The sequence below is a fragment of the Flavisericum labens genome, assembly GCF_045446075.1.
Classification (GTDB): Bacteria; Bacteroidota; Bacteroidia; order Flavobacteriales; family Flavobacteriaceae; genus Flavisericum; species Flavisericum labens.
The window spans coordinates 86836-105978 of sequence record NZ_JBJJBQ010000006.1 but is presented as its reverse complement, the minus strand read 5'-3'; the positions used below and the strand labels follow the sequence as shown (position 1 = coordinate 105978).

The 19143-nt window shown below is 33.3% G+C and carries 19 protein-coding genes; 18 read left to right on the top strand and 1 reads right to left on the bottom strand.

The features are described from left to right. Positions 1-3: 3 nt before the first annotated feature. From ACIEHO_RS11310 to ACIEHO_RS11275, 8 genes are all read left to right on the top strand, one after another. Positions 4-492, top strand: a complete 489-nt coding sequence (locus ACIEHO_RS11310; RefSeq protein WP_406971733.1) for a CPBP family intramembrane glutamic endopeptidase — start codon at positions 4-6, stop codon at positions 490-492. A gap of 68 nt (positions 493-560) precedes the next feature. Then, entirely contained in the window at positions 561-1085 is a 525-nt protein-coding gene (locus tag ACIEHO_RS11305; RefSeq protein ID WP_406971731.1) for a hypothetical protein, read from the top strand. Between the two features lie 700 nt (positions 1086-1785). After that, the gene (locus ACIEHO_RS11300) at positions 1786-2586 is read left to right on the top strand and encodes a sensor histidine kinase (RefSeq protein WP_406971729.1); all 801 of its coding nucleotides are present in this window, start codon (positions 1786-1788) and stop codon (positions 2584-2586) included. A gap of 88 nt (positions 2587-2674) precedes the next feature. After that, positions 2675-3097: a PaaI family thioesterase gene (locus ACIEHO_RS11295; RefSeq protein ID WP_406971727.1), complete on the top strand. Its 423-nt coding sequence runs from the start codon at positions 2675-2677 to the stop codon at positions 3095-3097. A 2-nt stretch (positions 3098-3099) separates the two neighbouring features. After that, positions 3100-4215 (top strand): chorismate-binding protein, encoded by a 1116-nt coding sequence (locus ACIEHO_RS11290; protein WP_406971725.1) that lies wholly within the window; start codon positions 3100-3102, stop codon positions 4213-4215. Positions 4216-4267: 52 nt separating this feature from the next. After that, complete coding sequence (menD, locus tag ACIEHO_RS11285; protein ID WP_406971723.1) at positions 4268-6028, top strand: 2-succinyl-5-enolpyruvyl-6-hydroxy-3-cyclohexene-1-carboxylate synthase; 1761 nt, start codon at positions 4268-4270, stop codon at positions 6026-6028. A gap of 93 nt (positions 6029-6121) precedes the next feature. Further along, a complete protein-coding gene (locus ACIEHO_RS11280) occupies positions 6122-6460 on the top strand; it encodes a DUF2853 family protein (RefSeq protein WP_406971721.1) in 339 nt (112 codons plus the stop codon). A 100-nt stretch (positions 6461-6560) separates the two neighbouring features. Beyond that, positions 6561-7391 carry a CvfB family protein gene (locus ACIEHO_RS11275; protein ID WP_406971719.1) on the top strand — a complete coding sequence of 277 codons (831 nt, stop codon included), beginning with the start codon at positions 6561-6563 and terminating at the stop codon, positions 7389-7391. On the opposite strand, the gene ACIEHO_RS11270 is transcribed toward ACIEHO_RS11275, so the two are convergent. Then, a complete protein-coding gene (locus ACIEHO_RS11270) occupies positions 7383-7808 on the bottom strand; it encodes a hypothetical protein (RefSeq protein WP_406971717.1) in 426 nt (141 codons plus the stop codon). The genes ACIEHO_RS11275 and ACIEHO_RS11270 overlap by 9 nt on opposite strands. Positions 7809-8061: 253 nt before the next feature. Between ACIEHO_RS11270 and mnmE the strand changes: the two genes are divergently transcribed. From mnmE to ACIEHO_RS11220, 10 genes are all read left to right on the top strand, one after another. Further along, the gene (gene mnmE / locus ACIEHO_RS11265) at positions 8062-9462 is read left to right on the top strand and encodes a tRNA uridine-5-carboxymethylaminomethyl(34) synthesis GTPase MnmE (RefSeq protein ID WP_406971715.1); all 1401 of its coding nucleotides are present in this window, start codon (positions 8062-8064) and stop codon (positions 9460-9462) included. A gap of 130 nt (positions 9463-9592) precedes the next feature. Next, positions 9593-10045, top strand: coding sequence for a helix-turn-helix domain-containing protein (locus ACIEHO_RS11260; protein WP_235898267.1), 453 nt, complete (start codon positions 9593-9595; stop codon positions 10043-10045). A gap of 7 nt (positions 10046-10052) precedes the next feature. Continuing rightward, positions 10053-11147, top strand: coding sequence for a site-specific integrase (locus ACIEHO_RS11255; RefSeq protein ID WP_106688403.1), 1095 nt, complete (start codon positions 10053-10055; stop codon positions 11145-11147). After that, a complete protein-coding gene (locus tag ACIEHO_RS11250) occupies positions 11147-12094 on the top strand; it encodes a DUF6617 family protein (protein ID WP_105473072.1) in 948 nt (315 codons plus the stop codon). The genes ACIEHO_RS11255 and ACIEHO_RS11250 overlap by 1 nt, the downstream gene beginning before the upstream one ends. Positions 12095-12254: 160 nt before the next feature. Beyond that, the gene (locus ACIEHO_RS11245; protein WP_036122936.1) at positions 12255-12554 is read left to right on the top strand and encodes a helix-turn-helix domain-containing protein; all 300 of its coding nucleotides are present in this window, start codon (positions 12255-12257) and stop codon (positions 12552-12554) included. Beyond that, complete coding sequence (locus ACIEHO_RS11240) at positions 12551-12847, top strand: helix-turn-helix domain-containing protein (protein WP_155087804.1); 297 nt, start codon at positions 12551-12553, stop codon at positions 12845-12847. Before ACIEHO_RS11245 ends, ACIEHO_RS11240 begins: the two co-directional genes overlap by 4 nt. Next, the gene (locus ACIEHO_RS11235; protein ID WP_406971711.1) at positions 12834-13742 is read left to right on the top strand and encodes a BT4734/BF3469 family protein; all 909 of its coding nucleotides are present in this window, start codon (positions 12834-12836) and stop codon (positions 13740-13742) included. Before ACIEHO_RS11240 ends, ACIEHO_RS11235 begins: the two co-directional genes overlap by 14 nt. Further along, positions 13739-15490: a DUF3987 domain-containing protein gene (locus tag ACIEHO_RS11230; protein ID WP_406971709.1), complete on the top strand. Its 1752-nt coding sequence runs from the start codon at positions 13739-13741 to the stop codon at positions 15488-15490. Before ACIEHO_RS11235 ends, ACIEHO_RS11230 begins: the two co-directional genes overlap by 4 nt. A 155-nt stretch (positions 15491-15645) precedes the next feature. Then, the gene (locus tag ACIEHO_RS11225) at positions 15646-15945 is read left to right on the top strand and encodes a helix-turn-helix domain-containing protein (protein WP_331810357.1); all 300 of its coding nucleotides are present in this window, start codon (positions 15646-15648) and stop codon (positions 15943-15945) included. A 6-nt stretch (positions 15946-15951) separates the two neighbouring features. Next, entirely contained in the window at positions 15952-19131 is a 3180-nt protein-coding gene (locus tag ACIEHO_RS11220; RefSeq protein ID WP_406971707.1) for an Eco57I restriction-modification methylase domain-containing protein, read from the top strand. Positions 19132-19143: the final 12 nt, after the last annotated feature.

Genomic DNA, 19143 nt, shown 5'->3' with positions numbered 1-19143 from the left:
CTTTTGAAAGTAGAAAAAGAAAAATTTAAAATAACAGAGAGGCTTAACTGGGTTCTTTTCTGGAAACAAACGGCTGTTAAGTTTTGCGTTGTGGCTTTGCTTACGTTAGTTTATGTATATGTCACAAACCCGGAATATTTATTTGCTATTATGCTAAATAAACCTAAAATGTGGCTATTGTTGCTTTGTATTTATATCGTTTTTTCCGTTTACCCTCAGGAATTGATTTACAGGACATTTTTTTTTAAACGATACAGCGATTTATTTGAGAATGAGAATCAATTAATTTTTTTCAATGCATTGGTGTTTTCATTAGGACATTTGTTTTTTAGAAATTTTTTGGTTTTGACTCTAACATTTCTAGGTGGTATTATATTTGCACACACTTTCATTAAAACAAAATCAACTGTTTTAGTGTCTATTGAACATGCTCTATATGGTTGTTGGCTTTTCACAGTAGGAATGGGGACAATGCTCGGCTTTCCTGAGTAAAAATACTTACAAACAAAAATATTTTTACTACATTAGTACATCTATAATTAAACTAAAACCCATTTTAAATGAAAAAACTAAGTTACATTATTTTAGGATTTATTATTGGAGCCATTTTAACTTATTTATTTTGTCCCCGGCAGGACGGTGATATACATGCGCTTGATACTAAAATTGTAAAGCCTAAAGGTGTGATTTCGGTTGAAGAAGCCGAAGAACTCAATAATAATTGGACTAAATTCAGAAAAGCTGCCGTAGATTCAGCGGCAAAAAAGCAAGGGCGTAACCAAGATGACCGTTCGGTGTATTGGGATTTAAAAGATGTTAAAGAATACTTAGCATATGCCGAGCATTATTCTGATAGTATTGGTTACAAAATGACGGGTATTCAGGTGTATTTAGGTGTTTATGGAAAAAACGCTGGCCAAAGTAAGAAAGATTTAACTACTATGTTTATGGCGCCAACAGGTAGAATGAAGTCAGACTCAAAAGGAAGTATGATGCCATTTAAAACAAAATTGAGGGTTAATGGCAACCCACGTGTGCCAGCATTGAATAGAGGAAGTGGGGGTGGAGGAGGATATCCTCAATAGTTTTGGAAGAATTTTTTCTAAAGAATTATTCGTTATTAACGCATTCAGTTGAGGCTTTAGCAGCTTTAACTGGGGTTGTTTTATTTAAAAAATTTAAAAGTAGTTACGCAAAATACTTTATATATTTTTTGATTTATGTAGCTGTTTTTGATTCTATCGGTACTTACACACATTATGTATATCCGGGTGCTCCTTTAGAATTTTTTATTGGGACGATTTTTGAGAAAAACCACTGGATATATACAATATTTTGGGGCATAGGGGCTATAATGTTTTATTCTTTTTATTATTTTAAAATATTGGTAACCAAAAGCTTTAAGAAAATCATTATATATGCTAGCACCGTATTTTTAATTGTGTCTGTTGCTCACATTCTATTAAATAGGCATGCATTTTTCAGTACATTTTTCCCAATAATTTCAGTTTTAGGAGCTTTTGTTATTTTAAGTTGCACTGTTTTCTATTTTTTAGAAACATTACTGAGTGATAAAATATTAACCTTTTATAAATCCATCAATTTTTATATTAGTTCCGCTATTTTTATTTGGTGGCTCATTATTACGCCAATTGTTTTTTACGATAATTATTCGAGGTATGAAGCTATGGTCTATGAGAGAGATTGGAACTATATAAGGTTGGAAAATTTGATTTATTTGTTTTCCAATATATTTATGTATTTAACCTTTACTTTTGCTTTTATATGGTGCAAACCGGAGAACGATTAGCAAGTACAGCTGCCGAGCGATATTTATTGGTATATATGATAGCCGTTTTGGTTATTGTAAGTGCCTTAATAGTTGTTTTTTTTGTTGTGTTTTTAAAGAGAAAAAACAAACTTCTTCAGGAAAAAATGGAACAGCAGCGTGCTTTCGAAGCCGAAATAACTCAAGCACAAACGGAAACCCAAGAACAGACATTGAAAAATGTGGGATGGGAGCTGCACGACAATGTCGGGCAGCTGTTGTCGTTTGCCAATATGCAACTTAGTATTTTAAAAATGCAGATGGCCGATGACGTTAAGGAAAAATTTAAAGATACCACAGAAGCCATAAAAGAGAGCTTGGCCGAAGTACGAGCTCTATCAAAAACCTTAAACAACGATGTAATTTTAAACAACGGTTTTGAAAAATCCATTAACAATGAATTAAAACGACTTAAGAAAATGAAATTTGATTCAGCCGAGCTTAACATTATTGGTGAAAAACAAGACTTTGTAGATCGAAAACACGAAATTATCGTTTTTAGGATTCTTCAAGAGTTTTTGTCAAACTCCGTTAAATATTCCAAAGCCAAAAACATTGAAATTGTTTTAGATTATCAACCAAAGGAATTGATAATACTTGCTAAAGATAATGGGAATGGTTTTAATGTTAATGATGTTGAAAAAGGTTCCGGTTTAATAAATATGAAAAGCAGAGCTGCTTTAATAAATGCTAACCTAAATTTGATTTCGAAACCTGGCCACGGTACAAAGCTAACACTTACTTACCCTTTGGTTTAAAAAACATTAATGGCTTTTAACAACACTTTATCAACTATTTTAGTTGTGTTTTGTACATTTACGCTTGCTAAAAAACACAATTATTTTAATGAAATTATCTAAAGAAGTTGTCTTAGAACAAGCCAATAAAGTGTGCAAGAACACCTTAATGGAAACTCTAAACATAGAAATGATAGATTTTGGCAAGGATTACTTGGTTGCGCGCATGCCTGTAAATTCTAAGGTTTATCAACCCGATGGTGTTTTGCACGGTGGTGCTACAGTGGCATTGGCTGAAAGCGTGGGGAGTTTTGCTTCGCAAATTTTTGTTGATACCGACAAGTTTTTTGTTCGTGGTATAGAAATTTCGGCCAATCATTTAAAAAGTGTAAAAGAAGGATTCGTTTATGCTAAGGCGACATTTTTGCATAAAGGCAGAACCACACAATTGTTGGATATTAGGATTACAGATGATAGCGACAATTTAATTTCCATTTGTAAATTATCAACGATTTCCCTGCCTAAAAAGTAATAATGACTTCGGAATATTTTTTTGACCACATCTCTGCACACTTTAGCAAACAATTACCATTTGTAGTTTATAGAAAGCCAAACAGAAAGGGGCTTAAAGCTTTTCTGCAGTCTGATGCAGTATTGTTTTATTCTGATGATTTTACTGAAAAAGGTTTCGTGTTTTCTCCTTTTGATGATTTTGAAAAATCGGTATTGATTCCTTTTGAAAAATCGGAAATGATTTCTGAGACCTATGGAAGTTACGTTGAAACTGAAACATTTCAAAGTATAAATACTCCGAATAAAACTGAAAAACAAAATCATATAAAACTTGTAAAGAAGGGGGTTGATGCGATTAAGCACAATCAATTTAAAAAGGTGGTGCTTTCAAGGACTGAAACAATCGAACTTTCTGAAAGTAATCCTTTAAATATTTTCAAAAGACTTTTAAGTACCTATCCTTCGGCATTTGTGTATTGTTGGTATCATCCTAAAGTAGGGTTGTGGTTAGGTGCGACACCTGAAACTTTAATAAAAATTGAGGATAGCCAGTTTTCCATTATGGCACTAGCGGGTACACAAGATTATAATGGAACACTAAATGTAAATTGGCAGGAAAAGGAAAAACAAGAACAGCAGTATGTCACTGATTTCATTGTTAAGAACCTGCAGCCTTCGGTGGAGCGTTTGCAAGTTTCGGATGTTGAAACCGTAAAAGCTGGTAATTTATTGCATTTAAAAACTATGGTCTCGGCACGATTAAAATCCAATACCTCGTTGAAAAATATTATTGAATCATTACACCCAACACCTGCCGTATGTGGATTACCAAAGACAGTGGCCAAGCAATTCATATTAAAAAACGAAAATTACAACAGAGAGTTTTACACAGGCTTTTTAGGAGAATTGAATATGGACAAAAAAGTTGAACCACGTTCGGGTAAGCGAAATATTGAAAATAGGGCGTATGCTATGAAAAAGAAAAGCACACAGCTTTATGTCAATTTAAGATGTATGCAAATCAAAGATGAAAAAGCAATAATTTACGTTGGTGGGGGTATAACTGAAAACTCTAACCCAGATAGTGAGTGGCGAGAAACACAGCTAAAATCATTGGTAATTAAAAACATTTTATAAGCGTTTTTATTAGCCTTCTAATTTCTTATTTTTGGCTATTGAATAGAACTAAATGACGTATCCAAAAATTCCCCTTGCCCAAACCATTGTTCAATTGTGCAAGGCTAAAGGCGTGAGGCATATTGTAATTTCTCCAGGTAGCCGAAATGCGCCGTTAACCATAGGTTTTACAAATGACGATTACTTTAAGAGTTATAGCATTGTTGATGAACGTTGTGCGGCATTTTTTGCCATAGGCATTGCCCAAAAATCACAAGAGCCTACAGCCGTAGTTTGTACGTCTGGTAGTGCTTTGTTGAATTATTACCCAGCTGTGGCTGAAGCCTTTTATAGTAATATTCCGTTGGTGGTACTTTCAGCTGATAGGCCAAAGCATTTAATAGGTATAGGCGATGGGCAAACCATCAATCAGAAAAATGTATTTGAAAACCATATTTTATACTCGGCTAATTTAAAACTCGATTTAAAGGACGAAAAAAACGTACCGAGCCATGAAGAATTGCCCATTTTTAAAAATCTAGAAGATAGGTTTGAGCGTTTTTTAGGCATTCAAAAGGATATTCAAACCTTTAATGAAGAAGAGATTAATGCGGCTATTAATTTTTCAAAATTAAAAAGGGGTCCGGTACATATTAATGTTCCATTTGATGAACCTTTATATGAAACGGTTGATAAGCCAACAGTTAACCCAAAGTTAATTGATGAACAAGCTAAGCAAAACGATATTGAAGATTATCTTTTAAAATCGTGTTTAGAGGATTGGAATTCGGCGACAAAAAAGATGGTTTTGGTTGGTGTAAATCAACCAAATCAAATTGAAAAAAAATGGCTGGACGAATTGGCTGAAGATGATAGCGTTATAGTGCTTACCGAAACAACCTCAAATTTACATCATCCCAGTTTTTTTCCAAGTATCGACCAACTAATTGCACCACTTACAACCGAAGAGAAAAAAGAACTACAGCCTGATATTTTGATGACATTTGGAGGCTTGATAGTTTCAAAAAAAATAAAGCAATTATTACGCAAGTTTCAGCCCAGACACCATTGGCACATTGACACTAAAACCGCCTACGATACCTTCTTTTGTTTGGAGAATCATATCGAGTCAACACCAAACCAGTTTTTTGAAGCTTTCTTGCCCAAAGTTACCCATTATGTAAAAAGTACATATAAGACAAAGTGGGCAAGTGTAAAACAACGCAGATTAAAGAGGCACAAAGAATATTTAGAACAAATTCCGTTTTCAGATTTTAAGGTGTTCAGCAGTTTGTTAAAATCTATTCCTAGCCATTCTATTTTACAGGTAGGAAATAGTTCTGCCATTCGTTATACACAGTTGTTTAAACTGGATAAAACCTTGGAAGTGTTTTGTAATCGTGGTACAAGCGGTATCGATGGTAGTACTTCTACAGCTATAGGTTGTGCCGTGTCTAGTGCTAAACCAACTGTCTTTATAACTGGCGACTTAAGTTTTCTGTACGATAGTAATGCGCTTTGGAACAATCATATTCCGAAAAATTTTAGGATTGTTGTGGTGAACAACCAAGGGGGAGGTATTTTTAGAATACTGCCAGGGCACAAAAACAGTGATAACTTCGAAAGGTATTTTGAAACCCATCACAAGCATAATGCCAAACATTTGTGTGATATGTATGGTTTTAAATATGAGTCTGTATCAGAGGAAGAATCTTTGGGTTTAGTTTTAAAATCATTTTATCTAAAAGAGGATTGTCCCAAATTATTGGAAATCTTCACCCCAAAAAATGTAAACGACGAAGTGCTTTTAAATTACTTCGACTTCATCAAATAAATATGTGACTTTTAAATTTTTTTGTGTCCAATTACATAGTTACCTTTAAGTGGAGAATAATTAATAGTTTACTAATATTTAAATAAAATTATCATGAGTAAAAGAGACGAACTTATTGTAAAATACGCTGACGATTTAAAAGAAAAATGTGGTGTTAAGGCAGACATGGATTTATTAACCAAAGTAACCATTGGATGTGGTCCATCAATTTACAATGCTGATTCTGCAACAGTTTCTGGGTCGGACGAAAGTGAGTTGGCAAGAGTAAAAAATAACTTTTTAATTAAAAAATTAGGATTGAGCGATGGTCCAGATTTAGATAATGGCATCCAGGCTGTTATGGATCAGTACGGTCAATCTAACCGTAAAAAATACAGAGCCGTTGTATATTACTTATTGACCAAACATTTTGAAAAGGAATCGGTTTATTAAAAAAACCGAATCTATATAAAAGTTTAGGCGGTGCATTTTTTGCAACGCTTTTTTTGTTAGTTTATATGATTATGAAAACCGCTATCGTTACCTTTGCAAAATGATAAAGTTAGGTGAAATTAATACCATGGAAATACTTCGTGAAACTGACCACGGAGTGTATTTGATTGATCAGGATGATGAAGAAGTACTGCTTCCGAATCGTTATGTTCCAGAAAATTTTAAAATTTGGGATAAGCTAGACGTTTTTGTTTATCTGGATAATGAGGAACGGCCTGTTGCCACAACCGATATGCCTTATATTATGAAAGGTGACTTTGCTTTGTTAAGGTGCAATCAAATTACTGATTATGGCGCGTTTTTAGATTGGGGATTGGTTAAGGAATTGTTTTGTCCTTTTAAAGAGCAGGCGTTTAAAATGAAACCCGGCGGGTGGTATTTAGTGCATTGCTATTTAGATGAAAAAACAAGTAGATTGGCCGCATCTAGTAAAACCAACCATTTTTTAGACAATAAAGACCTAACCGTAAAAGAATTTGATGAAGTAGATTTAATTGTGTCGCACCCATCAGATATTGGAATGAATGTTATAGTGAATAAAAAACATTCCGGTTTAATTTTCAAGAATAATATTTTCAGGGATTTAAGTGTGGGCGATAAGTTAAAGGGAATTGTTAAAAAAATACGCCCGGGTAATAAACTGGATATTTCAATTGAGCAAATTGGCTATAGAAACATAGAACCGAATGCCGAAAGAGTTTTACAGGAACTTCAAGATAATAGTGGGTATTTGCCAATAACTGATAAATCTTCACCAGAAGAAATAAAGGAAATAGTTCAAATGAGTAAAAAGAACTTTAAAAAGGCTATTGGGAATTTATACAAGCAACGTAAAATTGAAATTAAACCAGACGGTATTCGTTTAGTTTAAGGAAAAAGGGGTGTTTTTTATTTTTTCCGAAACCTTGATTATGGCCTCGGGTACAGTGTCGTAATCTACTTTTTCCGAAATACAAAAGCTGTTTTCAACCTCTGCATTCATTTTTCCTGCAAGGTCATGCCCTATAACACCATAGGCTCTTAAATTCTTGGCTTGCCTTCTAAAAATAGGTGTATCCATTAAATTTATAGAGTACGAATTTATTCTGTTGGCTATTACTCCATATGGTTTTGAACTTCCAAAGTATCTTAGTAACTCATCAATAATTAAAGCTGAATTATTCATGTCAAAATGCACCCCTTCGTCGAGTTCAACTACAGCAATATGTTCAAAGAAAAAAATGTTTCCCAAATTGTTCTTTACAGTTTTTAAAATTTGATTAGCAAAATTAGACTCAATTATTTTCATCTTATTTCAATGGTACGCAAGACGTGTTAGGGTTAAAAAGTTATTAAGCTTTTAATATTAGGTGTTTTTATTTTATAGAGTAATGCTTTGTTTATAATTGGGTATGTTTTGAGCGTGCAAATGTACTGTGTATGCATAGTGTTTCTAGTTAAAGATTAGTTAAAAAATCTATTTGAAATCAAGCTGTTAAAAATATGCATCCTCAATCTACCTTTTTTAAGTATAGCGTTTCTATTTTAGTATTTTTGCAGTTATGATTAACAATGATACCATAGTAGCATTAGCCACTCCTTCTGGTGCAGGAGCTATAGCCATAATTCGTCTTTCAGGAAATGAGGCTATTGCCATAGCAGAAAAATGTTTTAAATCTGTAAAAAAGAGTAAACTCCTTAGTAAGCAAAAAACGCATACCATCCATTTAGGGCATATTGTTGATGGCAACAAAACGGTAGATGAAGTTTTGTTGTCCATTTTTAAAAATCCCAACTCTTACACAGGTGAAGATGTTGTAGAAGTGTCATGCCACGGTTCAAACTACATTCAGCAAGAAATTATACAGTTGTTTCTGCGAAATGGCTGCCGAATGGCGTCTGCTGGTGAATTTACACTTCGTGCTTTTCTTAATGGTAAATTAGATTTAAGCCAGGCCGAAGCGGTAGCCGATTTAATTGCAAGTGATAATGAAGCTTCTCACCAATTGGCCATGCAGCAAATGCGTGGTGGTTTTTCTTCTGAAATAGCAAAACTTAGGGAAGAGTTAATGAATTTTGCATCCCTGATTGAATTGGAATTGGACTTTGCCGAAGAAGATGTTGAATTTGCTGACAGAACGCAGTTTAAGGAATTAATTGAGCGCATCAGTTTTGTTTTAAAACGATTGATTGATTCTTTTGCTGTTGGTAATGTTATAAAAAATGGTATTCCGGTCGCCATTGTGGGGGAGCCTAATGTTGGTAAGTCCACGTTGTTAAATGCCCTTTTGAATGAAGAACGTGCTATAGTTTCTGAAATTGCTGGAACAACAAGAGATACTATTGAAGATGAAATTTCGATAGGAGGTATTGGCTTTCGCTTTATTGATACGGCAGGGATACGAGAAACCAAAGATATTGTTGAAAGCATAGGCATAAAAAAAACCTTTGAAAAAATAGATCAAGCTCAAGTTGTTATTTATTTATTTGAATCTGATGTGATTTCAAACGATAAAGAGAAAGCAGACAACATTAAGGTTGAAATAGAAAAAATTAAGAATAAGTACCCCCAAAAGCCTTTGATTATACTAGCCAATAAGATAGATAAGTTAAGTGAAAGTGAAACATTGAATATAAAAACTGAAATTGAAAATATCCAATTATTATCTGCAAAAACTGGCGTAGGGGTAGAGGGTTTAACCAATAAACTTCTTGACTTAATTAACACAGGAGCATTACGGAATAACGAAACCATAATTACCAATACGCGCCATTACGATGCCCTTTTAAAAGCTCTGGAAGAAATTGAAAAAGTTAAACATGGTTTGGAAAATGATTTATCTGGTGACTTATTGGCTATTGATATCAGACAAGCGCTTTACCATTTCGGTGAAATTACAGGAGAGATTACAAACGATGACCTATTAGGAAATATTTTTGCAAACTTCTGTATTGGGAAGTAACTTACTTTCTTTTATTTGTTAATCCCTTGTTATTGTTTACTTTATATTATTTTATCTTCTTTTATTTGTTGCTTTTTTGCTCTTTTTTGATTAAATTTGTTGTATATCTGTTGCCTTAAATACGGATTTGTTGCCCAAATCTGTTGGCGAAAATAAAGGCGAAATGATGCACCATAACGCACCACGTTGCACCATTACGCTACATAAAGCACCATTTATGAGCAGTAATTTATTCATTCCTAAAACTTGTAAGCATTGCGGTAATGCCTTCACAGCACGTACAACAGTTACTAAATACTGTGGCGATACTTGTGCAAAAAGAGCCTATAAGGCACGCAAACGTCAAGAAAAAATCCAAGCTACTCTTACTAAAGATATGCAACAGCAAAAACAAGTTGTTGAAGTTCACAATCCTAATGCTGTAAATAACAAAGATTTTTTAAGCGTAACAGAAGCCTCACAACTTATTGGCGTGAGTAGATGGACCATTCAAAGAATGATTCAACAAGGACGTTTAAAAGCAGTTCCTTTTGGTAGAAAGCGTATTGTGGCAAGATGGCAAATAGAAAACCTCTTTAATTAATTCCATTATGAAAGTAACATTAAGACAACGCAAGAAGAACTACAAAATAAGTCTGTATTTAGATTACTATCATAAAGGCAAACGTAAAACAGAATACTTACGCTTATACCTTACACCTAATCCTAAAACCAAAACTGAAAGAGAAGTTAATAAGAAAACCAAACAATTGGCTGAAACTATATGTGCACAGCGACAAATAGAAATTCAAAATGGTATTTATGGTTTTCAAGATATTGAAAAGCTAAAAGGCAGTTTTATTACTTACATCACAGCTTTAGCAGAAAAGAAAAATACAAGCTCTGGCAACTATGGTAATTGGAATAGTATGCTAAAACATTTAAAAAAGTTTTGTCCAACTGATGTTAGTTTTCAAGATATAGACAAATCATTTGTTGAGCGTTTCAAAGAGTATTTAGATAAAGATGCAATAGGTAGAGCAGGTAAGCAATTGTCTCAAAATTCAAAATATTCATATTTCGGGAAATTTTCAGCAGCATTAAAACAGGCTGTAAAGGATGGTATATTAAAAGTAAATCCTGCAAATGGTGTTGAATACTTTAAACAAGGCGAACCTCAACGAGAATTTTTAACGCTTGATGAATTACAAAAGGCAGTTAATACAGAATGTGAACTGCCTATTTTAAAGAATGCTTTTATTTTTTCAGCTTTAACCGGATTACGTTGGTCAGATATTGAAAAACTAATATGGTCAGAAATCCAGCACTCTAAAGAAATGGGATATTATATCAGGTTTAGACAAAAGAAAACTAAAGGTGTTGAAACCTTACCAATATCAGACCAAGCAAGAAATCTATTAGGAGAAAAAGGTAATCCAGATGATAAAGTGTTTGATGGCTTACATTATAGTGCCTGGTCTAACTTAAAGCTACAACAATGGATGATGAAAGCAGGTATTACTAAAAATATAACCTTCCATTGCGCGCGCCATACCTACGCTACCTTACAATTAACATTGGGTACAGACATATATACAGTATCAAAATTATTAGGTCATAAAGAATTACGCACTACACAGATATATGCTAAAGTAATTGACGATAAAAAGAAAGAAGCTGCTAACCGTATTCAACTGGATTTATAATGAAAGGAAGTGTATTTTCAAGTTTGGTTTCTATAACCAATGGCTTACATAGAGATAATAGACAAAAAAAGGATTTTAAATACCTACTGTCTGATTTTAAATTGAATCCAAAAGCCAATAATGCAGTTTTTAAAGTAAACTTTAAAAAGCCTTTAAATGCGAAAAAAGAATACTACCAAAAGCTAATCTTTATTGAAACAGAAAATACAGTAGCATCATTTTCAAAAGAATTTCCCGTAAATGCAACTACACCGGAAAATAAATATAGCTATACTATTCTACTTAATAAATTTGATAAGTACTTAAATGACATTGCAACTTATATCAATAAGAGAGGAATAACAGCAGATTTAAATAATGATGATAATTATATCATAAACTACTTAAAAGTGTCTGCTATAAGATTGTATGCTGAACTACAAGAGCAATACGGTCAGTTTTCAGAAAACACAACATTTTCTATTTCAGAAATTGCAGAAAAATACTTTAATGATGAAACTTTTGATGTTAATGTGATAGAAAAGAGCACCACTAAAAAAGTTGCTACCAAAAAAACATCAAAAACGAAAGCAAAACCAAAGACTTCTTTCGGATATAAAAGTAATGACACTTCAACTTTGCTAACTGTGCTCAAACTGGTAAATCTAAAAATAGATTTGTTAGATAACCGTACAACTGTAGAACAGTTGCACGAACTCTTATTAGCAAAAGATTTCACAAATACAGAATCGCAAATTTATCTTCAATGCGAGACGACACAGTTTAGTTACCTTGTAACAAAACTTAAACCATTTTTTATTTATTTCAATCCTACGGCAATAGAACGTTCTGGAAAATTTGTTACCAAAACAGGTACGCTATTAAAGGCTAATAATCTTCACAAAAACAAAGTTCATAACCCAAAAGAAAAGGAAGAAATAGATAAAATTATCCAACAACTGCAATAAAAAACAGTAAGAATAGTAAGAAACCTTACTGTTGTCTTACCCTTGTTTTACACTCTTACTAAAATCGAGAAGCCAATTTTGAACCTTTGTCCTGTTCTTGAAAACCAAGAATGACATTTGGCCAGATGTCCATTTACTATAAACTAAAATTTTATTAGTTATGGACGAAATATTAGAACGTCTCAAAATTATTGAACAGCACGTTTTAGACAGAAACATTATTGTAAAAAACGTATTGAGCTTCAACGAAGCGTGTAAGTTTTTGGAATTATCACAATCCCATTTATACAAACTTACAAGTACAGGAACCATTCCACATTATAAACCGAATGGAAAGAAAATTTATTTTAACAGAGTCGAATTAGAAGAATGGTTATTAAGTAACCGTGTTGATTCACAAGATGAAATCGAACAGCAAGCTGCCGATTACCTAATTAAGAAAGGAGCGGTGAAGTTATGACTGAAATAATCGATTTAATCTTGGCACTCTCGCAAGATATCAAGGACTTAAAAGCACGTATCGAATTGTTGCGACAATCGAGAGCAGAAGTATTAAAGGATACGTGGATAGACAATCAAGATGTATTGCAGACTTTACATATTAGTAAGCGTACGTTGCAAACTTTAAGAACCAATGGCACTTTGCCTTACAGCAAAGTAAAAGGTAAATTTTACTATAGAGTTGCTGATATAGAGCAATTGCTTCAAGACAACTACTACAACCATAATTTCAAACGAGATGGAAATAAGTAGAGAAGCAATTTTAGACAAAACACATTATGGTTTAAAAATCTATGCCTATGTGTTGAGACAGTATTATCCTAATCAAACAGTCCTTTCTGTAAAAGGAAGGGACTGTGGGATAACTCGAAACCCTTTTAATGGTGGTAAAGTAACCTTACGGATTCATATTGATGGTATTATAGCAACACATAGAGATACAGAATTAGAAGCCTTTAAAGGTGATGTATTCGATTTTGCACAATACCATTTTAGAATAACCGATGAAGAAGAATTATTCCAGAAGATAAATAAAGAGTTACATCTAAATTTAGAAGTCAAGGAAAAAGACGAATTGGAATGGCTTAATGAACCAGACGATACCTGGTATGCCAACTGTAGCTTTTTCAAAGCACCTGTTCGCAATGTATTTCCTTCGGAAACCTTGCAACTGCATCAAGTATTTGCATTAATCACAAGTGATAAATACAAAAGCATTACTGAAGAATTAAGAGCAATTACCAATGTAAAAGAAGCACGTAAATTCAAAGCGAATCGCTTTGATTACGTAACACTTTCAGGAACATTTGAAAAACGAAGCGATAACAATTTGCTAAAGCATTCTAATTTATTAACCATTGATTTTGACCATTTAGAGAATCTAAAAGAGTTAAGAACGCAACTCTTAAATGATGAATATTTTGAAACCGAAATGCTCTTTATTTCACCATCTGGTGATGGTTTAAAATGGATTATTAGAATAGATATTTCAGAAGTATCACATTCAGAGTATTTCACAGCAGTTGCAAATTACATTAAACACAATTATAACATTGAGGTTGACCAGTCAGGTAAAGACGTTTCCAGAGCGTGTTTTTTACCATACGACCCAACAGCCTTTCTACATAAAAGACATCAAGCATTATGACTAAAATATTTAACCCAAAAGATTGGTTAGAAGTTCCTAAAGAGCCAACAAAACCAAAAAGAAACAAGACAATAACTCACGTTATTGCTGTTGCTGATAACGATATTGAAGCCTACATTTCAGCAATCGAGCAATCAGGTACAGACATAACAGGAAGTTATGCCACTTGGAGAGATTTAGGCTTTGCTTTAGCAGAAGAATATGGAGAAACAGGAAGGGATTATTTCCACCGAATAAGTAAAAATTATGCAGGTTACGATACCAAAGAATGTGATGCACAATTTGATAAATGTTTAAACGCAAAAGGACACGGAATTACAATTGCTACCTTTTACCATTATGCACATAATTCAGGCGTCAAACCGCCTAAACAACAGTACAACAACGAAGTTGCAACAAATGTTGTAACGGTTATTGATACACAAGAGCAAGCAATGCCAACGATACCAGAAACGGTATATGAAAATTTGCCACAGTTTTTACAACAAGTTGTAAACCCTGCTAATGGACAGGAAGAAAAGGACATTTTGTTATTAGGTGCATTAACAGCGTTTAGTGCTTGTTTTCCTAAACTCTTCGGAATCTATGACCAACGTAAAGTGTTTTGTAATTTATATCTATTTGTTACAGCACCTGCATCTGCAGGTAAAGGAAGACTTAACCAAATTAAAAATTTGGTAGAACCTGTACACAAGTTAAAACGAGAACAAGCCAAAGTATTAAAACAGCAATTTCAAGCAGAAACAGCTACTTATAATATGAACAAGGGTAAAGATGAAAACTTGGAAAAACCAAGTAAACCACCAGAAAGAATGCTGTTTATTCCTGCCAACAATAGTGTAACAGGCGTATATCAATTAATTTCTGATAATGATGGTAGAGGATTAATTTTTGAAACCGAAGGAGATACATTAGCACAAGCCTTTAAAAGCGATTATGGTAATTATTCCGATGGATTTCGTAAAGCCTTTCATCACGAAACCATAAGTTATTATCGTAGAACCGATAGAGAATATGTAGATATTGAGAAACCGTGTTTATCAACAGTATTATCAGGGACACCAAAACAAGTGGCAACCTTAATACCTAATGCAGAAAATGGTTTGTTTAGTCGCTTTATGTTCTACTATATGAATATAAAACCAACTTGGAAAAACGTGTTTCAAAATAGCAATAAAGTAGGTTTAGACGATTACTACAACCAATTGGGTAGCGAGTTTTTAGAACTGTACAAAACGCTAAAAAACAATCCAGAGATTGAAATACGGTTAACTACAACCCAACAACAGCAATTCAATACGTTTTTTGAATCCTTACAGACCAAATACATCAACCTACAACCCGAAGAGTACATTGCAACAATAAGACGTTTAGGTTTAATTGCGTTTAGGATAATGATGCTATTTACAGCCTTTCGCATTATGGAAGATGGCGATGTAAACACAACTAAAGAATGTGAGGATATAGATTTTGAAAACGCACTAACCATAATTTCAATTTTAGTGAAGCACAGTAGTAAAGTCTTTAATGATTTACCTATTGAGCAAAAAGCAACAAAACGTTTAAATAGAAAAGAACGCTTTTTAGAGAGTTTACCAAAGCAATTTAACAGACAGGAGTATTTAGATTTAGCTACAAATCAGAGCATCCCACACAAAACCGCAGAAGGCTATATGACTAAATTTGTTGATGCAGGATTAATACACAGAGAAGCCCACAACAACTATTCAAATCCTGCAAAGATATAGTTAAGGATTTCGAGGATTTAAGGATATGATTAAATGGATTTCCTCAAATCCTCAACTTCCTCATTACCTGTTAATAACTGTTTATATCTTTTTACTTTCCTTTTGTTTCCTTTTCTTAAATTAGACAAATATTGACAAGTCAAAATATCTCTAAAATGACATTTGGTAATTATATAAGGAAGTTAAGGGAAGAAAAGCAACTATTACTGCGTGAGGTTGCCTCTCAAATGAATATCGATACCGCCTTATTAAGTAAGATTGAACGTGGTACACGTATGGCCAGAAAGGAACAAGTAGAAGATTTAGCAAAGGCATTAAACAAAAGTGAAAGTGATTTACTAAAGTTTTGGATGGCTGATAAAATTGTCAATATGCTTAAAGATGTATCCAACAGTACGGAAATCCTCAAAAAAGTAGAAGAAGAAATTAAGAACTTAACCAACCAAAAAAAGTAGCTTTAAATGGCATTATTTCAAACATCAGTATTAAAAACATATCTGGCGCAACAAGATAATTCAGTAGTAGAGCGTGCCTATAAAAAATATACCAAGTATTTTCATAATGCTACCATTCAAGAGAATATTAAAAACTCTAAAGAAGAGCAATACCAGGCAAAGTTTCTGGACGAGCTGTTTGTCAATGTCTTGGGTTATACGCTAAATCCAAAGCCTAATTTTAATATCACTACCGAGTTTAAAAATCAAAAAGGCGCAGGTAAAGCAGATGGAGCTATTTTAAAGGAAACCAAAGCAATTGGCGTTATTGAGCTAAAGGGAACCAATACCAAAGATTTAGAAAGTATCCGCAAACAGGCATTCGACTATAAAGCCAACCAAAAAGGTTGTGTGTATGTTATTACATCCAACTTTGAGAAGTTGCGGTTTTACATCAATGATGCTACCGAGTTTTTGGAGTTCAATCTTTTTCAATTAGCACCCGAAGAATTTGCTTTAATGTACCTATGCTTACAAAAGGATAACATTCTTAACAATCTACCGTTAACCATTAAAGAAGCGTCTTTAGTAGAGGAAGACAAGATTACCAAACAGTTTTACAACGACTATTCCGTATTTAAACGCGAACTCTTTAGAGACCTCGTAAAACGAAATGCCAAACGCATTAAATCCGAAGCTGTCACATCGAGCGCAGTCGAGATGTCTCAAGAAGCTGACGAACTAAAAGCACTCGAAAAAAACGTAAAATTATCCCTATTCAAAAAATCACAGAAACTCATAGACCGTTTTCTGTTCATTTTCTTTGCCGAAGATAGAGACCTATTACCACCAAATTCAACCATACAGATATTAGATAAGTGGAAAGCCGACATCGATTTTGGTGACGAACGCCCATTATATAATCTCTTTAAACAATACTTTCATTTTTTAGATGAAGGTAGAAAAGGCACAACCTCAAGAGCAGAAATCTATGCCTACAATGGCGGATTGTTTAAACCGGATGCCATTATAGATAGTTTGGAGATTGATGATGATTTGCTGTACAAACACACCTACAAACTCGCTAAATACGATTTTAGCAGTCAAGTAGATGTCAATATTTTAGGTCACATTTTTGAAAACTCACTTAATGAAATTGAAAGCGTTAATGCTGAAATTGAAGGTGGCGAGTTCGATAAACAAAAGAGTAAGCGTAAAAAAGATGGCGTGTTCTACACACCAAAATACATTACCAAATACATTGTAGAAAATACCATTGGTAAACTTTGCCAAGAGAAAAAAGACCAATTAGGTTTTAAGGAAGAAGCCTATTTCGAGATAAAAAAAGGGACACACCAAAACACCAAAAAGCAATTATTAGAGGTTTTAGATAATTACAGAGCGTGGTTACTACAAATCACTATATGCGACCCTGCTTGTGGCTCTGGAGCATTTTTAAACCAAGCGTTAGATTTTTTGATTAAAGAACACCGTTACATCGATGAGCTAAAAGCAAAAGTATTAGGTGGTGGCCTTATATTAAGCGATATAGAAAACACCATTTTAGAAAACAATATTTATGGCGTAGACCTTAATGAAGAATCTGTTGAAATTGCCAAACTTTCACTATGGTTACGCACCGCACAACCACGCCGAAAACTAAACGATTTAAGCAACAATATTAAATGTGGTAACTCTTTAATAGATAGCAAAACCGTAGCAGGAGATAAAGCCTTTAATTGGCATCAAGAATTTCCACAGATTTTCAATCCTACTGTCATTGCGAGCGAAGCGCGGCAATCTCATAATTCAAAAAATGGCTTCGATGTAATTATTGGGAATCCGCCTTATGTAGATATTAAAGCATTAGATAATGTTATAGTTAAACAATTATTTAAGGACTACAAGACTGCTGAAAATAGAATAAATTTATACTCGATTTTCATTGAAAAAGGATTCGAATTAATTAAAGATGGTGGGTTTCTTTCTTATATAAACCCTAACTCAATCTTGGTGAATTCTTCTTATACTAAAATAAGAAAGCTATTGATTGACCATATGACAACTATTGTCAAACTTCCTGATGGTGTATTTAAAGATGCAATTGTTGAAACCATAATATTTGAATTGAGAAAAAACAATAATGAACAGTTTATAAAAACAATTGTTTATCCTAAAAAAGAATCAATCTCTTTTGTTGATAATAACTTATCTAATGATGTGAATAGATTGTCTTGGAAAAATACAGAAAATTGTAATTACAACATTTTTGTATCACAAGAACAACAAAACATTTTAAATAAAGTCGAAAATGATACGGAGCAATTAGGTGATATTGCTGACTTTACATTAGGAATAACGCCTTATGATAAATATAAGGGGCATTCCCAAGAACTTATAAAGAGTAGAGGTTTTCATTCTGAAACCAAGTTGAATGAAAATTATAAGCCTTTAATATCCGGTGCTAATATTATAAGATATTTAGTTACATCTAATATTGATGAATATATACACTATGGTGATTGGCTTGGTGCACCACGAGAAGAAAGGTTTTTTACAAAACCAAGAATTATTGTACGTCAAATAGTTTCTGGTAATCCGCCAAGAATTTACGCTGGCTATACAGAAGAGCCATTATACTTTACTCAAATAGGATTTTCCATTATACCAAATCCAAAGACAATTAATGTAAAAGTATTATTGGCTTTAATAAATTCAAAGCTTTTGAACTTCTATCATAAATATTCTTATTTGGATTTGGAGAAAGAGTTATTTCAAAAAATTTTAATAGCTAATTGTAAAAAGTTTCCAATCTCAAAAAAGTTAATTGAGACAGAAAATGTTGATATGATTTCTTTAGTAAATGAAGTTATTAAATTGACTTTAAATGAATCAGAAACTTTATTAAAGTTCAATAAATATGTTGAGCAAACTTTAAATATTATACTGACCCGTAAACTACAAAGCTGGCACGAATTAGACTTTGCAGACTTTATAAAAGAACTCAACAAAGCCATTAAAAAAGCAGGTGGCACACCGCTTACCAAAAAAGACGAGTTTGAGTGGTTGGAACTCTTCGAGGACAACAAGAAAAAAGCCCAAGAATTACAAACCCAAATCACCCAAACAGAAAAAACAATAGATACTATGGTGTACGATTTATATGGCTTAACACAAGAAGAACGAGAAATAGTAGAAAACACATAGAAATAAATAAAA

What these genes read in the sequence shown, in the direction of transcription:
- ACIEHO_RS11305 (WP_406971731.1), top strand. Translation starts at nt 561, where the DNA reads ATGAAAAAACTAAGTTACATTATTTTAGGATTTATTATTGGAGCCATT.
- ACIEHO_RS11300 (WP_406971729.1), top strand. Translation starts at nt 1,786, where the DNA reads ATGGTGCAAACCGGAGAACGATTAGCAAGTACAGCTGCCGAGCGATAT.
- ACIEHO_RS11295 (WP_406971727.1), top strand. Translation starts at nt 2,675, where the DNA reads ATGAAATTATCTAAAGAAGTTGTCTTAGAACAAGCCAATAAAGTGTGC.
- ACIEHO_RS11290 (WP_406971725.1), top strand. Translation starts at nt 3,100, where the DNA reads ATGACTTCGGAATATTTTTTTGACCACATCTCTGCACACTTTAGCAAA.
- menD (WP_406971723.1), top strand. Translation starts at nt 4,268, where the DNA reads ATGACGTATCCAAAAATTCCCCTTGCCCAAACCATTGTTCAATTGTGC.
- ACIEHO_RS11280 (WP_406971721.1), top strand. Translation starts at nt 6,122, where the DNA reads ATGAGTAAAAGAGACGAACTTATTGTAAAATACGCTGACGATTTAAAA.
- ACIEHO_RS11275 (WP_406971719.1), top strand. Translation starts at nt 6,561, where the DNA reads ATGATAAAGTTAGGTGAAATTAATACCATGGAAATACTTCGTGAAACT.
- ACIEHO_RS11270 (WP_406971717.1), bottom strand. Translation starts at nt 7,808, where the DNA reads ATGAAAATAATTGAGTCTAATTTTGCTAATCAAATTTTAAAAACTGTA.
- mnmE (WP_406971715.1), top strand. Translation starts at nt 8,062, where the DNA reads ATGATTAACAATGATACCATAGTAGCATTAGCCACTCCTTCTGGTGCA.
- ACIEHO_RS11255 (WP_106688403.1), top strand. Translation starts at nt 10,053, where the DNA reads ATGAAAGTAACATTAAGACAACGCAAGAAGAACTACAAAATAAGTCTG.
- ACIEHO_RS11250 (WP_105473072.1), top strand. Translation starts at nt 11,147, where the DNA reads ATGAAAGGAAGTGTATTTTCAAGTTTGGTTTCTATAACCAATGGCTTA.
- ACIEHO_RS11245 (WP_036122936.1), top strand. Translation starts at nt 12,255, where the DNA reads ATGGACGAAATATTAGAACGTCTCAAAATTATTGAACAGCACGTTTTA.
- ACIEHO_RS11240 (WP_155087804.1), top strand. Translation starts at nt 12,551, where the DNA reads ATGACTGAAATAATCGATTTAATCTTGGCACTCTCGCAAGATATCAAG.
- ACIEHO_RS11235 (WP_406971711.1), top strand. Translation starts at nt 12,834, where the DNA reads ATGGAAATAAGTAGAGAAGCAATTTTAGACAAAACACATTATGGTTTA.
- ACIEHO_RS11230 (WP_406971709.1), top strand. Translation starts at nt 13,739, where the DNA reads ATGACTAAAATATTTAACCCAAAAGATTGGTTAGAAGTTCCTAAAGAG.
- ACIEHO_RS11225 (WP_331810357.1), top strand. Translation starts at nt 15,646, where the DNA reads ATGACATTTGGTAATTATATAAGGAAGTTAAGGGAAGAAAAGCAACTA.
- ACIEHO_RS11220 (WP_406971707.1), top strand. Translation starts at nt 15,952, where the DNA reads ATGGCATTATTTCAAACATCAGTATTAAAAACATATCTGGCGCAACAA.